Raw genomic sequence first — 18,192 nt, 5'->3', positions numbered from 1 at the left:
AGTGCTTTGGGCGACAAAAAACAGGCACGGCTGAGCTGGTCCTCTATGCTTGCTCGAATTAAAGGAATTTTTCCCATGGTCGAGCTTCAACCGCAACTTCTGCAGGTGCATGCCCTCAAGACCGCTTGCTCGAACTGCAGCGTGCTTGAACTGTGCCTGCCGATTGGCCTGACGGGCGGTGAAGTCGAGCGCCTGGACACGCTGATCGCCCAGCGGGTGAAGGTCAAGAAAGGCACAGCGCTGTATCGCACCGGCGACCCACTGCGCTCGTTGTATGCCGTGAGGTTGGGCTTCTTCAAGACCAGCGTCCTTTCGGTAGACGGTCGCGAACAGGTCACCGGTTTCCAGATGCAAGGCGAAATGCTTGGCCTGGACGCTATCAGTACCGATCACTACGCCTGCAATGCCATTGCCCTGGAAGACAGCGAAGTCTGCCCGCTGCCTTTCAACCTCCTGGAAAAACTGGCCCACGATTTACCGTCGTTGCAGCACAACCTGAACAAACTCCTGAGCCAGGAAATCGTGCGCGACCACAGCATGCTGTTGATGCTCGGCAACATGAACGCCGACGAACGCCTGGCGGCGTTTCTATTGAACCTTTCCCAGCGGCTTAACATGCGCGGTTATTCCTCCAGGGAATTCGTGCTGCGCATGAGCCGCGAAGCCATCGGCTCCTACCTGGGCCTGCGCCTGGAAACGATTTGCCGGGGCATCGCCCACCTGCGCCAGGAAGAACTGGTAGACATGCATGGGCGCAATGTCACCATTCTGGACTTGCCCGGCCTCAAGCAAAAAGTCGCCGGTTGCCATCGTCATGCGGATCTGTGATGTCTGCTTCGCATGACCTCTGATCTACGTCAATACCCCTCAACGCCTCCAAGCCGAAATTAAGACTCAGCGTTCGAACCTTTGTATCGACGAAGGTTACCGAACCTCCCGTCTCATGGAGGCTTTGATCATGGCAACGCACCTGCAAGGTACCAAACCGGTCATCCCGACCGTCACCCCCCACCCTTTGGCCGGCAGTTTGCGAAAGGTCGAACCCCGGCGCCTGTCGCTGAGCCTGCTGATCGCCCTGGTCGTCGGTTCGATGATCGGCAGCGGCATCTTCAGCCTGCCCCAGAACATGGCAGCCAGCGCCGGCGCCGGCGCGATCCTGATCGGCTGGCTCATCACCGGCGTGGGCATGCTCTCGCTGGCCCTGGTCTACCAGACCCTTTCCAACCGCCAACCGGAACTGGACAACGGTGTGTTTGCCTATGCCCGTGCCTTGGGCGGCGAATTCCTCGGTTTCAATTCGGCGTGGGGCTATTGGATCAGCGCCTGGATCGGCAACGTCAGCTACCTGGTGATTCTGTTCGCTGCGCTCAGTTACTTTTTCCCCGTGTTTGGCGAAGGCAATAACAAAGCCGCGATCCTTGGCGCGTCCGTGGTGCTGTGGGCGTTGCATTGGATGATCCTGCGCGGCATGCGCACCGCCGCCAAGGCCAACGCCCTGACCACGATCGCCAAGGTGGTGCCGTTGCTGTTGTTCATCGGGCTGGTGATTGCCGCTTTCTCCAAGGACACCTTCATGGTGGATTTCTGGGGTACGCCGGCGCTGGGCAGTACGCTGGACCAGGTCAAGAGCACCATGTTGGTGACGGTCTGGGTGTTCATCGGTATTGAAGGCGCCAACGTATTCTCCGCCCGGGCCGCCGAACGGGCCGACGTCGGCCGCGCCACCGTGATTGGCTTCGTCCTCACATTGTTGCTGCTGATCGCCGTTTCCCTATTGTCGTTGGGTGTCCTCAGACAGCCCGAACTGGCCGCGCTGAAGAACCCTTCCATGGCGGGTGTACTGGAAGCGGTGGCCGGGCCCTGGGGCGCGGTGCTGATCAGCATTGGCCTGATTGTGTCAGTGGGCGGTGCGTTGCTGGCCTGGACGCTGTTGGCAGCCGAATCGGTGTTCACCCCGGCCAAGGAAAAGGTCATGCCGCGCCTGCTGGCCACGGAAAACCAACATGGCGCACCGGCCAACGCGCTGTGGATCACCAATGGCTGCATCCAATTGTTCCTGTTGCTGACCCTGTATTCGAGCGCCAGCTACCTGGCGCTGATTTCACTCGCCACCTCGATGATCCTGCTGCCGTATCTGTTCAGTGGCCTGTATGCACTGAAGATGACCTGGCAAGGCCAGACCTACGCCGGCCATCGCGGCCTGCAACTGCGCGACATGGCCATCGCGGTGGTCGCGACGGGCTATTGCGTCTGGCTGCTCTACGCCGCCGGCCCCCGGTACATGCTGCTCAGTGCCCTGCTCTATGCCCCCGGCTCGCTGATCTACCTGAGCGCTCAACGGGCGAGGACGGGCCGGGCCTTCAATGGTTTTGGCTGGGGCCTGCTGCTGGTGATCTGGGCGGCGGCGATTTTCGCCGGCTGGATGCTCTGGTCCGGCCAACTGTCTTTGTAAGTTCGCAAGCGTGCATTGATCCGTTCGGCAGCGGTATCTGGTCATCCAGCCAGGTACCTGCCCGGACATCACCCAAGAGGAAAATCAAATGTCCAATTCAGTGAAAAAAATGCCGGTCAAAACCGAAGAAAACGCTCCACATCCCGCCAAGACTGACCTCAGGCATCCGTTTGAAAAGCTCCGCCAGCAGGTGGATCGCCTGTTCGATGACTTCAACCGGGGCACGGGGATTTCTCCTTTCAGTCGCGGGCTGTTCGATGTCGAGCCCTTCTGGCGTCGCGAGTTCTCCACCAGCAGCCTGCCGGCCGTTGACATCAGCGAGAAGGAAAAGAGCTTTGAAATCACCGCCGAGTTGCCCGGCATGGATCAGAAAGACATCGAAATCCGCCTGGCCAATGGCAACCTGATCATCAAGGGGGAGAAAAAAGAAACCAAGGAAGAAAAGAAAAAGGGTTATCACCTGTCCGAGCGCCATTACGGTTCCTTCGAACGCGTGTTCAACCTGCCAAAAGGCGTCGACAGCGACAAGATCGAAGCCCAGTTCAGCAAAGGCGTGTTGACGCTGACACTGCCCAAAAAACCGGAAGCACTGAAAGCGGAAAAGGTCGTGCCGATCAAGGCCGATTGATCGCTCAAACCCCGCCCCTCGCCGGCCAACGACGAGGGGCTTTTTTTATGCCTGCGCTTATTTCAGGCCAAATGCATCGTTGAACCGGCCGGCCCCTTCGCGAGCAAGCTCGCTCCTACATTGGGTCGTGGCGGACACAAATCCCGCGACCACTGAAAATCCCCTTGTGGGAGCGAGCTTGCTCGCGATGGCGGTGGGTCTGTTGGCTTTGATTTCGGCTGGGCCGCCGCCTTCGCGAGCAAGCTCGCTCCCACACTGGGCCGTGGCGGGTACAAATGCGGCGACCACTGAAAAATCTCCTTGTGGGAGCGAGCTTGCTCGCGATGGCGGTGGGTCTGTTGGCTTTGATTTCGGCTGGGCCGCCGCCATCGCGAGCAAGCTCGCTCCCACACTGGACCGTGGCGGGCACAAATCCCGTGACCGCAGAAAATCCCCTTGTGGGAGCGAGCCTGCTCGCGATAGCGGTAGGTCTGCTGCTTTGATTTCGGCTGGGCCGCCGCCTTCGCGAGCAAGCTCGCTCCCACACTGGACCGTGGCGGGAACAAATCCGGCGACCACTGAAAATCCCCTTGTGGGAGCGAGCCTGCTCGCGATGGCGGTGGGTCTGTTGGCTTTGGTTTCGGCTGGGCCGGCCCCTTCGCGAGCAGGCTCGCTCCCACATTGGGTCGTGGCGGGCACAAATCCGGCGACCACTGAAAATCCCCTTGTGGGAGCGAGCCTGCTCGCGATGGCGGTAAGTCTGTTGGCTTTGATTTCGGCTGGGCCGCCGCCTTCGCGGGCAAGCTCGCTCCCACATTGGGCCGTGGCGGGCACAAATCCCGCGACCACTGAAAAATCCCCTTGTGGGAGCGAGCCCGCTCGCGAAGGCGGTGGGTCTGTTGGTTTTGATTTCGGCTGGGCCGGCCCCTTCGCGAGCAGGCTCGCTCCCACATTGGGCCGTGGCGGGCACAAATCCCGCGACCGCAGAAAATCTCCTTGTGGTAGCGAGCCTGCTCGCGATGGCGGTGGGTCTGTTGGCTTTGGTTTCGGCTGGGCCGGCCCCTTCGCGAGCAGGCTCGCTCCCACTTTGGGTCGTGGCGGGCACAAATGCGGCGACCACTGAAAAATCTCCTTGTGGGAGCGAGCTTGCTCGCGATGGCGGTGGGTCAGAGTTCGACGCTATCGCGGTACTCCGGCACCGATACCGACCAACCCAACTCGTCGCTAATGCGATGGCGCAAGACATCGGACGCATTGGGCTCGCCATGCACGACATAGGTGTGCCGGGGTGGGGTCTTGAAGCCGCGCAGCCATTGCATGATTTCGTCGGCATCGGCGTGGGCCGACAGCGTTTGCATGGGCACCACTTCGGCGTTGATCGGCACGTCCTTGCCATGGATGCGCACCGACGGTTCGCCCGCCACAATCCTCGCACCTCGCGTACCGCCTGCCTGGAAACCGGGCATCAGCAAGGTGTTGATGGGGTTGGGCGCCAGGCTCTTGAGGTGGTGCAGCACGCGCCCGCCGGTGGCCATGCCACTGGCGGCGATGATCACCGCCGGGGTGCGTTGCAGGTCCAGGGCCATGGAGTCCTTGACCGAGCGCACCGGATGGGCGATGTGGCACATGCCTTCGCATTCCTCCCTGGAGAGGCGATGCTCGTCACCAAAGCGCTGGTACAACCGGGTGACGTCGATGGCCATGGGGCTGTTGAGGAAGATCGGAATATCGGGGATCGCCCGGCGTTGTTTCAGGCGATACAGGTGGTACATCAGCAACTGGGCCCGGCCGACCGTGAACGAGGGCACCAACGTGATGCCACGGCGCAGCGCGGTGCGAGTGATCACCTCAGCCAATTGGTCTTCCGGCAACTCGTGTGGGTGTCGACGGTCGCCATAGGTGGACTCGACCAACAGGACATCTGCCTGTTCGATGGTCTGTGGCGCGAACATCACCGGGTCCTCGGGTCGCCCCAGGTCGCCGGAACAGACCAGCGTCACCCCACCGGCCTGGACCTGTACCGTCGCAGCACCGAGGATGTGCCCGGCGCGACGCAGCAGGATGGAGATACCCCGGGCGATCTCCACCGGGTGTTCGAAGGCAATCGGGCGCAGCAGTTTCAGCGCGCGTTCAGCGTGTTCGCGGGTGTACAGCGGGAAGGCCGGCGAGTGCTTGGAAAACCCTTTGCGGTTGGCGTATTCGGCTTCTTCTTCCTGCAAGCGGGCGCTGTCGCGCAGCAGGATTTTCACCAGCTCGCAGGTCGCCGGCGTGGCGTAGATGGGGCCGCGATAGCCATTACGCACCATGACCGGCAAGTACCCGCTGTGATCCAGGTGGGCGTGGGTCAGAACGATCGCATCCAGGTCACGCATCGGCAGTTCGAAGGGATCCCAGTTGTGCAGGCGCAACTGCTTGTAGCCCTGGAACAGGCCGCAATCGATCAGGATGCGCTGATCGTCGTGTTCCAGCAGGTACTTGCTGCCGGTAACGGTGCCTGCGGCCCCGAGAAATGTCATGCGCATGGCGGTGCTCCTGGACAATCGATGGGATAGCTATTGGTCGCATTGTTTGCCCAGGCAGGCTTTGATTCCCGTCAATCAGGTAGCCGCCAGGGCCCATTTCATCACACCGCCAGAACACTGCACGACACCTGGTACAGGATGTGCTCGGTGGTGCTGCCCAGCAGCCCATACAGATCGTCGTGCTGGAATCGCCCCATGACGATCACGTCCACTTCATGCTCCAGGGCAAATTCACTCAGGGCCGAGACCGGATGCCCCAGCAGAAAATGCCTGCGCTCGGCCGGCACACCAAACAGGTTCGCCAGCTCCAGGAAGTTTCTCTCCAGGCTCCTGCGCAGTTCCTTGCTGAGCTGCGACAGCGACAGGCCGCCACCGCCGACATCCCCCAGATAAACCGACGACACCTCATAGGCGTGAACCAGGTGCAGCTCGGCATCACACTGCAAGGCCAGCCCCATGGCCTGACGGATGATCCGGTCGTTCAGCCCGCTGTTCTGGGCAAACGCACTGGAAGGGTCCACCGCCGCGACCACGGTGCGCGGCAGCGCATGACCGGTGGCCCCCACCAGGTACATCGGAACAGCACAGTTGCGCAGCAGTTGCCAGTCCAGTGGGGTGAAAAAAGCCCGCTTGAGCATGGGCTCGTGTTGTACCTGCTTGATCAGCAAATCCGGCTGGATCTGCGTAACGTGTTGCAGGATCTGCTTGCCCATTTTCTGGGTCCATTCCACCTCCGTGGTGACCCGCAAGCCACGGCGACGCATCTTGTCCGCCTCGTCCTCCAACCAATCGCGATGGTCCTGGAGATAGTGCTGCCGCGCTTCCTCACGAGGCCCCTCTTCGAGCAGCGAAAGAATGTCCAGCGAGGGAATCAAGGCGGTGATATGCAAATGTGCCCCGCTGGCGGCCGCCAAGGCGGCGGCGTGATGCAGGGCGGGTGAATGACGTTGTGCCGGGTTGAGGATCAGCAACAGGCGTTGGTACTGACTCATGATGGGTCTCCAAAGTCGGGCTCGAACGCCACGACGCAGCGTCGATGCCATGAGGCATGTTGGCCGTCATTGCGGCGTCGGCGTCCAGCGCCAATTCAAGACTTCGGGCATGTCCTGCCCATGCTCGATGAGGTACAGCTGATGCTTTTCCATGGTTGCCCAGTAGCGATCCCGAGCGCTGTCCACCAACGGCTGCAAGCGTGGCACGCGCTGGATGACATCGAGCGCCAGTTGGTAGCGATCCAGGTGGTTGATGACCGCCATGTCGAACGGCGTCGTGGTGGCGCCCTCCTCCATGAAACCGCGGACATGGAAGTTATCGTGGTTGTGGCGCTTGTAGACCAGCCGATGGATCAGCGACGGATAGCCGTGGAAGGCGAAAATCACTGGCTTGTCCACGGTAAACAACCCATCGAACTCGGCGTCCGGCAACCCGTGGGCATGCTGTTGTGGCGGTTGCAGGGCCATCAGGTCGACGACATTGACCACCCGCACGCGCAGGTCGGGCACGTATTCACGCAGCAGCGTGACAGCGGCCAGGGTTTCCAGGGTCGGCACGTCACCGGCACAGGCCATCACCACGTCCGGGTCTTCGTCGTTGTGGCAGGCAAAGGCCCAGCGACCGATCCCGACCGAGCAGTGCCGAATGGCCGAATCGATGTCCAGCCACTGCCATTCCGGCTGTTTGCCGGCCACGATCACATTGATGTAATCGCGGCTCTTGAGGCAGTGATCGGCAACGGACAACAGGCAATTGGCGTCCGCTGGCAGGTAGATGCGCACCACATCGGCGCTCTTGTTCGCCACCAGGTCGATGAACCCCGGGTCCTGGTGGGAAAAGCCGTTGTGGTCCTGACGCCAGACATGGGACGTGAGCAGGTAATTGAGCGAAGCAATCGACGCCCGCCACGGGATCTGGGCGGCGGTCTTGAGCCATTTGGCGTGCTGATTGAACATCGAATCGACGATGTGGATGAACGCCTCGTAGCAGGAAAACAGCCCATGCCGGCCAGTCAGCAAATACCCTTCCAGCCAGCCTTCACACACTTGTTCGCTGAGGATTTCCATCACCCGGCCATCGCACGCCAGGTTCGTGTCGCCCGCCTCCAGCGCCGCCATCCAGGTCTTGCCACTGACCTCGTACACCGCATCAAGGCGATTGGAGGCGGTTTCGTCGGGGCCGAACAGACGGAAATTGGCTGCCCGCAGGTTGTGCTTCATCACATCGCGGACAAAACCGCCCAACACCCGGGTGGCCTCCGCCTGCACGCTGCCGGGCGCGCAGAATTGCACGGCGTAATCGGTGAACCGAGGCAGTTCCAAGGGTTTGAGCAGCATACCGCCATTGGCATGGGGGTTGGCGCCCAGGCGCCGATGTCCCGTCGGCGCCAACGCGGCAATGCCTGGCAGCAACGCACCGTTGTCGTCGAACAATTCCTGTGGACGGTAGCTCTGGAGCCATTGTTCCAGTTGCGTCAAATGCACCGGCAGCTCGAAGTGGCTCAGCGGTACCTGGTGGGCGCGCCAGGTGCCTTCGACCTGCTGGCCATCGACGAATTTCGGACCGGTCCAGCCCTTGGGCGTGCGCAACACCAGCATCGGCCAGAGCTGGCGTTCCAGGGTGCGTCCCGAGGAATCCGCGCGGGCCATGCGCTGGATTTCGCGAATCTTGAGCAACATGCCGTCCAGGGTCCTGGCCAACGCTTGGTGCACCGCTTGCGGATCGTCGCCCTCGACAAAATAAGGATCGTAGCCGTAGCCATACATCAGGGCCGACAGCTCGTCTTCACTGATGCGCGAAAGCAGCGTGGGGTTGGCGATCTTGAAGCCGTTGAGATGAAGAATGGGCAGTACGGCGCCGTCACGCCTGGGGTTGAGGAACTTGTTGGAGTGCCAGCTCGCCGCCAACGTGCCGGTTTCGGCCTCACCGTCGCCGATGACGCAAGCCACGATCAGGTCAGGGTTGTCGAACGCTGCGCCATAGGCATGGGCCAGGGAATAACCCAACTCGCCACCTTCATGGATGGAGCCGGGAATCTGCGCCGAGACATGGCTGGATAAGCCATAGGGCCAGGAAAATTGCCGGAACAGGCGCAACATGCCGTTTTCGTTCATCTCCACCGAGGGATAACACTGGGTGAAGCTGCCCTCCAGATAACTCTGGGCAACGATGGCCGGGCCGCCATGGCCGGGACCGGTGATCAGGATCATGTTCAAGTCACGGGACTTGATCAGGTGATTGAGGTGCACGTAAATCAGATTCAGCCCCGGCGTCGTGCCCCAGTGGCCCAGCAGGCGCGGCTTGACGTGATCGCGTTGCAGCGGCTTGCGCAGCAACGGATTGTCCTTGAGGTAGATCTGACCCACGGCCAGGTAATTGGACGCTCGCCAGTAGGCGTCAATGCCTTCCAGTTGGTCGGGGCTGAGAAAATCGCTCATCACGTCCTCCGCAAGAAACAGGGTTGCCATGCCTGATTCTGGAGCGGGGGAATAAGGGTGACTTGATTTACATCAGAACCAGGGACGCTAAGGTCATACAAGGTGCTTGCTCGATGCCTTGGCGCCGCTTACTGGCAGGGCGGGCGCCCGTTCACACAGGAGAATGCTCATGCGCGCCATGGTCCTGCACACGATTGGCCAGCCCTTGCAACTGGAGGAGCGCCCTCAACCGACGCCGGCCGCCGGGCAAATGCTGATCAAGGTGCACGCCTGCGGTGTGTGCCGCACCGACTTGCATCTGTTCGACGGTGAACTGCCCCAGGCCCGGTTGCCTCGGGTGCCGGGCCACGAGATTGTCGGTGAGGTCACCGCCGTTGGCGCGCAAGTAGCCTCGGACTGGATCGGCCGACGGGTGGGCGTGCCCTGGCTGGGGTGGACGTGTGGCGTGTGTGAGTTCTGCCGCTCGGGGCGGGAGAACCTCTGCGACCAGGCGCTGTTCACCGGCTGTCAGCTGGACGGTGGTTATGCCGATTACACCGTCGCCGATGCGCGGTTCTGCTTCCCTCTGCCCGATACACTGGAGGCCGCCGAAGCCGCACCCCTGCTGTGTGCAGGGCTGATCGGTTTCCGCGCCTTGCAAATGGCACAGAACGCCCCTCACTTGGGCCTTTATGGTTTCGGCGCCGCTGCGCACCTGGCGATCCAGGTCGCCGTGGGCCGGGGCCAGCACGTCTATGCCTTCACTCGCCCCGGTGATGACAGCGGCCAGGACTATGCCCGCTCGCTGGGCGCGACCTGGGCCGGGGCATCGGATCAGGCTCCGCCACATCTGCTGGACGCCAGCCTGATCTTCGCCCCCGTCGGCGAACTGGTGCCGCTGGCCTTGCAAGCCACCGCCAAAGGCGGTTGCGTGGTGTGCGCCGGCATTCACATGAGCGACATCCCTGCCTTCCCCTATCGCCTGTTGTGGCAGGAGCGCAGCGTGCGCTCAGTGGCCAATCTGACCCGCGCGGACGGCGTGGCGTTTTTCGAGCAGATCCAGCGTACGCCCGTGCATTGCAACGTGACCTGCTACCCATTGGTCCAAGCCAACCAAGCCCTGGAACGCTTGAGGAGCGGCCAGGTCAACGGGGCCATCGTCCTCATCCCTTGACCGCCAGCACACTGCCCGGCACCGAATACAAGGCACGTTCTGTCGTGCTGCCAATCAAACGCTCGAGGCCGGCGCGGTGCACCGTGCCCATCACCACCACGTCAGCCTCGAATTCGTCGATGAACTCACGGATGACCGGCACCGGCAGGCCAACGACGAAGTGTCGACGTTCCGCCGGTACGCCACAGCGCTCGGCCAGGCTGATGAACGCCGCATGCAGCGATTCGCGCAGGGCGTCGGCAAAGTCGTCATCCCAGGCACCGGCCAGCAACGAGGCTTCGCCATTGAAAGCCGGCGACAGGTCGCAGGCGTACAACAGATGCAACGGGGCGTCGCATTGCCGGGCCAGCGCGGTGGCCGTCTGGACGATGCACTCGTTCAAGGCATTGGCCTCGGGGTCCGAGGGGTCCACCGCCGCCACGACCCGGCGCGGCAAGCCGTGCACCGCCTGGTTGACCAGGTGCACCGGCACCGGACAGTCGCGCAACAAGTGACAGTCCAGGGGCGTGGCGAACACACGCTTGAGCAACGGTTCGAGGGTGACGTCCTTGATCAGCAGGTCGGGCTGGAACTGCTCGACATAGCGCAGGATCTCCAGCAACGGATGAAGCGTCCACACCACGTGCGTCGTCACATCCAGGCCTTCCTCCCTGAGCAGCGCCGCCTCCTCCAACATCCAGCGGCGGTAGCGGTGCAGATAACGTTGCACACTCGCTTCGTCGGTTTTTTCACCCCATAAGTGGGTGCGCGCCGGCGGTTGGACGAACGCGCACAAGTGCAGCGCCGCGCCGCTGGCCCGGGCCAGGGCACAGGCCCTGCGCATTGCTGCGGAGGGGTGCAGATCAGGTTCGACGATCAATAGCAGACGCTGGTATTGCCCCATCGCACACCTCCATTGGGTTGCCCACACGAAATCCAAAACCTTGCACCGGCCCTTTCCGGCGCGATCTCCAGCGTGCGCCCATCAAGGCCCCGAACGGTTTGATCTGAATCAAAGGCAGGGCAATCGATGGACGGATACGCGGGCACTGATCCAGATCAGAATCGATCGTCGTGGCGGGCGTAGAACAGTACCGAATGCGTAGATTTTTATCGCACCGCACGTGCACATCCGAGGGAGGATCGCACCATGCTCACTATCAAAGACCACAACGAACGCGCCGCTGCCCTGTATGCCAGCATCAGTGGCAAGCACTGGATCAAGCCACTCAAGGACGGCCGGCATGTCTTGATCCGCCCGCTCAGGGAGGAGGACCGCCAGCGCGAATACGACTTCATCATGCGCCTGTCGCCGGAGTCCCGGCACATGCGCTTCCTGGCGCAAATCAATGAGCCAGGCGCGGCGCTGCTCGATCACTTGATGGAAGTCGACTGCAAGACACACATGGCCTACATCGCCTTGGTCCATGACAACGGCGAGTTGATCGAGATCGGTGTCAGCCGCTATTGCGCGACCCAGGAACACGAATGCGAATGCGCAGTGACCGTCGCCGACGCTTGGCAGCATCTGGGGCTGGGGACGTTGTTAATGGAGCGCCTGATCGAGGCCGCGCGTAAAAATGGCTTCCACCAGATGTATTCCATCGATTCCGCCAGCAACGCCCCGATGCGCGAGCTTGCCCACAGCCTGCATTTTGAAACCCGCAGCGATCCCGACGACACCCGGCAGGTCATCCACCGGCTCTACCTTTAGCCCCGGACGCTGGCGCGAGGCCTTGGCATGGCCTCGCGCAGCGTTGCGCCAATCACGCTTGCGGCTTGATCGCCAACACGCTGCAGGGCGCCCGTTGCAGCAGTAGCTCGGCGGTGGTGCCCAGGCGCTTGTCCAGGCCACGATGCTCCGTGGTGCCCATGACGATGACGTCGATCTGGTGATCGCTGGCGAACGTGCAAATGCTGTTCAGCGGTGAGCCTTCGATGAAGTGGCGCTGCAGCGGTGCGACCCCATGCCGCTCGGCCAGGGACTCGAACACCTCATGCTGTGCCTGGCCCAACGCTTCGTAGAGCCCGGTGGCCAGGGGCAGCGCACCAATGCCCATGTCCGAGGCGTAGACGGCCGTCCAATCGAAGGCGTGCAGCAACTCGACCTGGGCGTTGCATTGCTCGGCCAGCTTGACCGCGGCGTCGACGATCTGATCGTTGAACACCAGGTCCTGGTCCTCGCTGCGCAACACATCGACAATCGCCAGGACTCGCCGCGGCCGCGGGTGACGCGAATCCGTGACCAGATGCACCGGCACCGGGCAGTCACGCAGCAAGCGCCAGTCCAGGGGCGTGAAAAACACCCGCTTCATCGCCGGCTCCGGCTGCGCGTCCTTGATGATCAACGCCATCGGCATCTCCTTGACGTATTGCTGCAAGGCTTGGAAGGCATCCTTGCTCCAAACCACCTCGCTGGTCACCTCGACGCCGTGCCGGCGCGCCAGTTCGGCCTGTTGCCACAGCCAGTGCCGATGGGTTTCCAGATAGCCCTCGCGCGCTCGCTTGACCTGCTCCGGGGCGAACAGACCGGCCACCGAGAGCAGCTCCAGGTAGTCGAACGCCACGATGTGCAGGGGCAGGTCAAGCGCCAGGGCCAACTCGGTGGCGCGATCGAACGCCGGCGTACGGATCATGGCGTCAGGCGCCACTAGCAATAAACGTTGAGTCTGGGACATGGAAAGCCTCGGCACGTGGCGACAGCCACTTAAAGGATTGAGGTTTCCAGAATGAACATATGCCAGGGGCGGGACTTGATCTTTATCAAACGGCCATCATTCAAGCTGACAAACTCGGGAGCAACAGCCCCGCCCACATCGCCAGCGTTATCAGCACCTGGCCGGGAATTACATACGCGGCAAACCTTCGCCCGCCGCTGAGCCAGGCCACCACGCATTTGCTCAGGGAGTTGCTGCTAAACGCGATCAAGATCGGCACGGCGACGCCGTCGAAGGGCAACAAGCCGCCCTTGGCCAGGGAAGCGAGGGAGGCTGTCGAGGCATGGGCGTCGAGCAACCCGCTGAAAATCGCGGTGACGGTCACCCCGGCCTGGCCAAACGCATCGAGCATCGCCGACGACAGGACGGTGATAGCGGCCATCGCCAGGACTATGGTCAACGCCAGCTTGAGGCTAAAGGCGCTGCCGTGCTTGATGGTTTCATCGGACCGCGCCCTTGGCCGGGGAAACGTCAGCAGGCCGGCGTAGAGCAATACCGTCAGCATCCCGCACACCAACGGCCCCCACATCCAACGCAACAGCGCGGGGTCTACGGCCGCGAGAATCAGGCCCATTTGAACCACCGTTGCCAGATTGGATAACACTGCCGCGGCGCTTACCACCTTGAGATTGATCGGGTCTTTGGCCGCGATGCCCCCCATGGTCGCGACAGTCGCCGTGGCGGAAGCGAACCCCGAGGCAATCGCGCTGAGGGCATAGCCGTAGCGGGTCCCCAGGGTCCGAACCGCGACATGCCCCAGCGCCCCCACCGCCATCAGCATGACGGTGAGCGTGCACAGATTACGCAGGTTGATGGCGTCGTAAGGCCCGAGGAAGCGATCCGGCGCCAGCGGTAGCACGACCAGCGCGGCGATCAACAGCACCAGGCCGTCGCGCATCTCGGTAGCGGTCAACTGCTTGCGGGCAAAATGGTGCAACGCCTGGCGGCTGGCGAGCAACCCGGCCATCACCACCCCAATCGCGGTCGCCAGGCCCGGGGCGCTCGCACAGAGCGCGCCCAGTGCCAATACCGCGAACAAGGCCACCTCGCTGGTAATCCCCGGGTCTTTATCGAGATTGCGCCAATAGGCCACGGTCACCAATGCGCCCAAGGCAAGGGTCATGCCCCCCAGCAACAAGGGACCGCCCGACTGGATCGCCAGGTAGCCGAGCACCGACGTGATGGCAAAGGTGCGCAGGCCGGCGAAGTCGCGCCGGTCACCCTCGCCTTTGCGTCGTTCGCGTTCAAGCCCCACCAGCAGGCCGATTCCCAGCGCGGCGGCGGCATTGGCAAAGGCCAGGGTTTCAGTCATCGGGTTTCAGTCATTGTTACGGCTCTCTGGCACTGCCTGCGGTTGTCACTCAATCCAGCGGCCCGAGCCGGCTGCGCTCGTGCCCTGGGGCGATGGATCATGCTCAAACATAGCGCGATTGGCTCGCCGTTGCCGCCTTCGATGCAACGCGTTGAAGCGGGTTTGATGCAAATCAAGTTAGCGAGCGCCATGGCGCTCATGATCAATGACAGACACCACGCCGCGCGAAACCTCGCCCGGCGCCAACAGGTCCTTGCCCGGGAGGTTTGTCATGTCTACGCAATCACGCTTGATGCTGGTCGTCTCGCCACTGATGGAACACAGCCCGGCGTTCGACCGGGCCGCCGCACTGGCCAAGGCCGAAGGCGCGGCGCTGCATATTGTCGCTTTTGACTACCTCGAAGGCCTGGCCACGGCCGGCCTGGTCAACGAGCAAGCACTGGAGCAGATGCGCCTGGGCTACATCGAGCGCCATCGGCAGTGGCTGGAGGAACAGGCCAGGCCCCTGCGCAACCTCGGTATCGAGGTCACCACAGAAGTAACGTGGGTCGAGCGCCCCTTGCAGGAGATCCTGGTCCACCTCAAGGAAGCGCCCATGGATGCGCTGATCAAGTCGGTGGATCCTGAGTCGTGGTTCTCCCGACTGATGTTCACGCCGCTGGACGTGCATCTGTTGCGCGAATGCGAAGTGCCGCTGCACTTCGTCAACAAGGTCGCCCACGCGCGTCCGCGCAAGATCCTGGCCGCCATCGACCCGTTTCATCAGGACGGACGCTACGAAGGCCTCAATGACCGGATCCTGAGCGAAGCCAACAAGCTGGCCATCAGCTGCGACGCGACGCTGGAAGTCATCTACGCCTATGACCTTTCGTCCATAACCGCCGCTGAATACGGTTTTGGCAACGGTTCGATGTTCTTCTCCTCGACCCTGGCCCGCCAGCTCTACGAGTCCCAGGGCGCGGCCTTCGATGCACTGGCCGAACGCAATGGCATCGCCCCGGAGCAACGGCGCATGATCATGGGTGACCCGGCCAAGGTCCTGGCGAGCTACGCCGCGTCCCATGACATTGATGTCATCGTCATGGGGCGCGTGCGCTACGGCAGCCTGGACAAGCTGATCGGCAGCACCGTCGAAGGCCTGCTGTACAAGATGCCCTGCAGCCTGTGGGTGATTGCGCCGCAGCAAGTTGACTGAAGGCAGGCCTGTGCCGATGGCCTGTAGAACAACCGCTTCGTATCCACAGGAACGTGGCTGATGAACCGACCGAGCAACCTACCAGCGGCGCACCCGACAACGCCCTCGCAGGGCCTGGCCTGGTACACGTTGCCTGCCGAACAGGTGCTCAAACACCTGGGTGTCGATGAGCAAGCCGGGCTGGACATCGCCGACGTCCAGGCCCGGCTTGGGCGTACGGGTTTGAACCGGTTGTCAGCGTCGGCCCGGCGGCCGGCGTGGCGGCGATTTCTGCTGCAATTTCATAACATCCTGATCTATGTGCTGCTGGGTTGCGCTGCAATCACCGCAACGCTGCAGCACCTGTGGGACACGGTGGTCATTCTCGCTGTCGTGGTGGCCAATGCGCTCATTGGCTATGTCCAGGAAGGCAAGGCCGAACAGGCCATGGACGCTATCCGCAACATGTTGGCGCCCCGGGCAACGGTGATACGTGCCGGCGAACGCCTGGGCATTGCAGGTGAAGAACTGGTACCCGGCGACATCGTCTTGCTGGAGGCCGGCGACAAAGTCCCGGCGGATCTGCGCCTGCTGCATGCCAACCGGTTGCAGGTCCAGGAAGCCATCCTGACCGGAGAATCCGCACCCGCTGAAAAAAATACCGAACCGGTGCCCATCGAAGCGGCCCTGGGTGATCGTGCCTGCATGGCCTTCAGTGGCACCCTGGTGACCTGCGGACAAGCCTCGGGGGTTGTTGTCGCCACCGCAACCTCGACCGAAATCGGGCGCATCAGCAACTTGCTGGCGGAAGTGCAGTCGCTGACGACGCCCCTGATACAGCAAATGGATGTCTTCGCCCGCTGGCTGACGCTCTTGATTTTGCTGATCGCCGGCCTGCTACTCGCTTATGGTCACTTTGTCGGGCATTACGTCTTCACCGAGATATTCATGGTCGTGGTGGGCATGTCGGTCGCGGCCATACCCGAGGGGTTGCCCGCCGTACTCACCATCACCCTGGCGGTGGGCGTGCGGGCGATGGCGCGTCGCAACGCCATCGTTCGGCGCCTGCCTGCCATCGAAACCCTGGGCTCGGTGTCGGTCATCTGCACGGACAAGACCGGCACCCTCACCCGTAACGAGATGATGGTGGCGTCCGTCGTCACCAGTGACCTGACCTTCACGGTCGACGGTGTCGGCTACCAGCCTTCGGGCAACATGAATCTTGCCGATCAGTTGATCGACACCTCCCATCACCCGGTGCTGGCCGAACTGGGGCGCGCGACCAGCCTGTGCAATGACGCAAGCTTGAGACAGCACGAAGACGCCTGGAAGGTCGAAGGAGATCCCATGGAGGGGGCATTGCTGGTGTTCAGCGCCAAGGCCGGCATCAACGGCGACGAGGAACGCGGCACCTGGGCCCGCACCGATGCCATTCCATTCGACGCCAAACACCGCTTCATGGCGACGCTGCATCACAACCATGACCGACAAGCCGCGATCTATGTCAAAGGCGCGCCGGAGCAGATTTTGGCCATGTGCGCGTGCCAACGCAGCGGCACAGGGGCAACGGCCCCGCTCGATGCCGACTATTGGCACGCGCAAGCCAATGCCATCGCCCGCAAAGGCCAACGCGTGTTGGCGCTCGCCGTCAGGTCCGTCCCGCCCGAACACGCCATCCTGGAATTTGCCGATGTGCAAGGGACACTGACCTTGCTGGGCCTGGTGGGCATGATCGACCCGCCCCGCCCGGAAACGATCCAGGCGATCAAGCAATGCCAGGCGGCTGGCATTGCCGTGAAGATGATCACAGGGGACCACGCCGGCACCGCCTGCGCCATCGGTCATCAGATCGGCCTGGACAACCCCGACAAGGTACTGACCGGCCACGACCTGGACGCCATGAACGATGCCACCCTCAGGGAATCGCTCAAGCAGGTGAACATCTTCGCGCGTACCAGCCCCGAACATAAGCTGCGGCTGGTGACGTTGCTGCAACTCAACGGCATGACCGTGGCCATGACCGGCGACGGCGTCAACGACGCGCCCGCGCTCAAACGCGCAGATGCCGGCATCGCCATGGGCGGCAAAGGCAGTGAGGCCGCCAAGGAAGCCGCAGACCTGGTGCTGGCGGACGATAACTTCGCCTCCATCGTGGCCGCTGTGCGTGAAGGCCGGACGGTCTATGACAACATCAAGAAAGTCCTGAGCTGGACGTTACCCACCAACGCGGGCGAGACAATGACCCTGATTGTCGCGCTGCTGTTTGGCCTTACATTGCCCGTCACGGCGATACAGATCCTGTGGATCAACCTGATTACCGCCATCACGCTGGGTATCGCGCTGGCGTTCGAGCCGACCGAAGACAACACCATGCGCAGGCCACCGCGCTCACGACAGGAGCCGTTGATCAGCGGCGCATTGGTCTGGCATATGGTGCTGGTTTCCATTCTGTTCCTGTGCGGCGTCTACGGCATTTTTACCTATACCCTGGACCGGGGCTACTCCGTCGAACTGGCGCGCACCCTGGCGGTGAACACTTTGGTCGTGATGGAAATTTTCCACCTGTTCTTTATCCGCAATCTCTATGGCACGTCGCTGACTTGGAAGGGCCTTCGAGGTACGAAGGTGGTGTGGGCGACCATCGCGGTGGTGACCGCCGCCCAGTTCGCCATCACCTACGCGCCGCCGCTGCAAGCCGTGTTCGCGACCCAAGCCGTGCCCTTCAAGGACGGACTGCTGATCATCGCGGTGGGCATTGCGCTGTTCGCCATCATCGAAATTGAAAAACAGCTTCGACTGCGTTTAACCGAGTCCGCTCGTCAACCGTGACGATCCCACTCCCCGC

The 18,192-nt window shown here is 62.2% G+C and carries 13 protein-coding genes; 7 read left to right on the top strand and 6 right to left on the bottom strand.

From position 1 onward, the window contains the following. Window positions 1-75 precede the first annotated feature (75 nt). The 3 genes from fnr (at window position 76) to LQ215_RS06985 (ending at window position 3,080) form a co-directional block, all read left to right on the top strand. Window positions 76-828 carry a fumarate/nitrate reduction transcriptional regulator Fnr gene (gene fnr, locus LQ215_RS06995; RefSeq protein WP_230148285.1) on the top strand — a complete coding sequence of 251 codons (753 nt, stop codon included), beginning with the start codon at window positions 76-78 and terminating at the stop codon, window positions 826-828. A 130-nt stretch (window positions 829-958) separates the two neighbouring features. Further along, window positions 959-2,452, top strand: coding sequence for an arginine-ornithine antiporter (gene arcD / locus LQ215_RS06990; RefSeq protein ID WP_290369098.1), 1,494 nt, complete (start codon window positions 959-961; stop codon window positions 2,450-2,452). Window positions 2,453-2,540: 88 nt separating this feature from the next. Next, window positions 2,541-3,080 carry an Hsp20/alpha crystallin family protein gene (locus LQ215_RS06985; protein WP_230148283.1) on the top strand — a complete coding sequence of 180 codons (540 nt, stop codon included), beginning with the start codon at window positions 2,541-2,543 and terminating at the stop codon, window positions 3,078-3,080. 1,145 nt (window positions 3,081-4,225) lie between these two features. On the opposite strand, the gene LQ215_RS06980 is transcribed toward LQ215_RS06985, so the two are convergent. From LQ215_RS06980 to LQ215_RS06970, 3 genes are all read right to left on the bottom strand, one after another. Further along, complete coding sequence (locus LQ215_RS06980) at window positions 4,226-5,581, bottom strand: MBL fold metallo-hydrolase RNA specificity domain-containing protein (RefSeq protein ID WP_230148281.1); 1,356 nt, start codon at window positions 5,579-5,581, stop codon at window positions 4,226-4,228. A 101-nt stretch (window positions 5,582-5,682) separates the two neighbouring features. Further along, window positions 5,683-6,573 (bottom strand): universal stress protein, encoded by an 891-nt coding sequence (locus LQ215_RS06975; RefSeq protein WP_230148279.1) that lies wholly within the window; start codon window positions 6,571-6,573, stop codon window positions 5,683-5,685. Window positions 6,574-6,639: 66 nt separating this feature from the next. Continuing rightward, window positions 6,640-9,012 carry a phosphoketolase family protein gene (locus tag LQ215_RS06970; RefSeq protein WP_230148277.1) on the bottom strand — a complete coding sequence of 791 codons (2,373 nt, stop codon included), beginning with the start codon at window positions 9,010-9,012 and terminating at the stop codon, window positions 6,640-6,642. A 169-nt stretch (window positions 9,013-9,181) separates the two neighbouring features. On the opposite strand from LQ215_RS06970, the gene LQ215_RS06965 reads away from it, so the two are divergent. Beyond that, the gene (locus LQ215_RS06965; RefSeq protein WP_230148275.1) at window positions 9,182-10,165 is read left to right on the top strand and encodes a zinc-dependent alcohol dehydrogenase family protein; all 984 of its coding nucleotides are present in this window, start codon (window positions 9,182-9,184) and stop codon (window positions 10,163-10,165) included. Here LQ215_RS06965 and LQ215_RS06960 read toward each other — a convergent pair. Then, window positions 10,155-11,048: a universal stress protein gene (locus tag LQ215_RS06960; RefSeq protein WP_230148273.1), complete on the bottom strand. Its 894-nt coding sequence runs from the start codon at window positions 11,046-11,048 to the stop codon at window positions 10,155-10,157. The two genes, LQ215_RS06965 and LQ215_RS06960, sit on opposite strands and share 11 nt — an antisense overlap. Window positions 11,049-11,294: 246 nt before the next feature. Here LQ215_RS06960 and LQ215_RS06955 point away from each other — a divergent pair, with 246 nt between their 5' ends. Continuing rightward, window positions 11,295-11,858 (top strand): GNAT family N-acetyltransferase, encoded by a 564-nt coding sequence (locus LQ215_RS06955; RefSeq protein ID WP_230148271.1) that lies wholly within the window; start codon window positions 11,295-11,297, stop codon window positions 11,856-11,858. 52 nt (window positions 11,859-11,910) lie between these two features. On the opposite strand, the gene LQ215_RS06950 is transcribed toward LQ215_RS06955, so the two are convergent. Both LQ215_RS06950 and LQ215_RS06945 read right to left on the bottom strand, forming a co-directional pair. Then, window positions 11,911-12,822, bottom strand: coding sequence for a universal stress protein (locus LQ215_RS06950; protein WP_230148269.1), 912 nt, complete (start codon window positions 12,820-12,822; stop codon window positions 11,911-11,913). Between the two features lie 100 nt (window positions 12,823-12,922). Further along, the gene (locus tag LQ215_RS06945) at window positions 12,923-14,173 is read right to left on the bottom strand and encodes an MgtC/SapB family protein (protein ID WP_230148267.1); all 1,251 of its coding nucleotides are present in this window, start codon (window positions 14,171-14,173) and stop codon (window positions 12,923-12,925) included. 271 nt (window positions 14,174-14,444) lie between these two features. Here LQ215_RS06945 and LQ215_RS06940 point away from each other — a divergent pair, with 271 nt between their 5' ends. Next, a complete protein-coding gene (locus tag LQ215_RS06940; protein ID WP_230148265.1) occupies window positions 14,445-15,368 on the top strand; it encodes a universal stress protein in 924 nt (307 codons plus the stop codon). Between the two features lie 60 nt (window positions 15,369-15,428). Beyond that, a complete protein-coding gene (locus LQ215_RS06935; protein ID WP_230148263.1) occupies window positions 15,429-18,176 on the top strand; it encodes a cation-transporting P-type ATPase in 2,748 nt (915 codons plus the stop codon). The last annotated feature ends 16 nt before the right edge of the window (window positions 18,177-18,192 follow it).

The sequence above is a fragment of the Pseudomonas brassicacearum genome (genome assembly GCF_918698105.1).
Taxonomy (GTDB): domain Bacteria; phylum Pseudomonadota; class Gammaproteobacteria; order Pseudomonadales; family Pseudomonadaceae; genus Aquipseudomonas; species Aquipseudomonas brassicacearum_F.
Note: the sequence above shows the minus strand (reverse complement) of the source record. Positions and strands in the feature narration are given on the sequence as shown.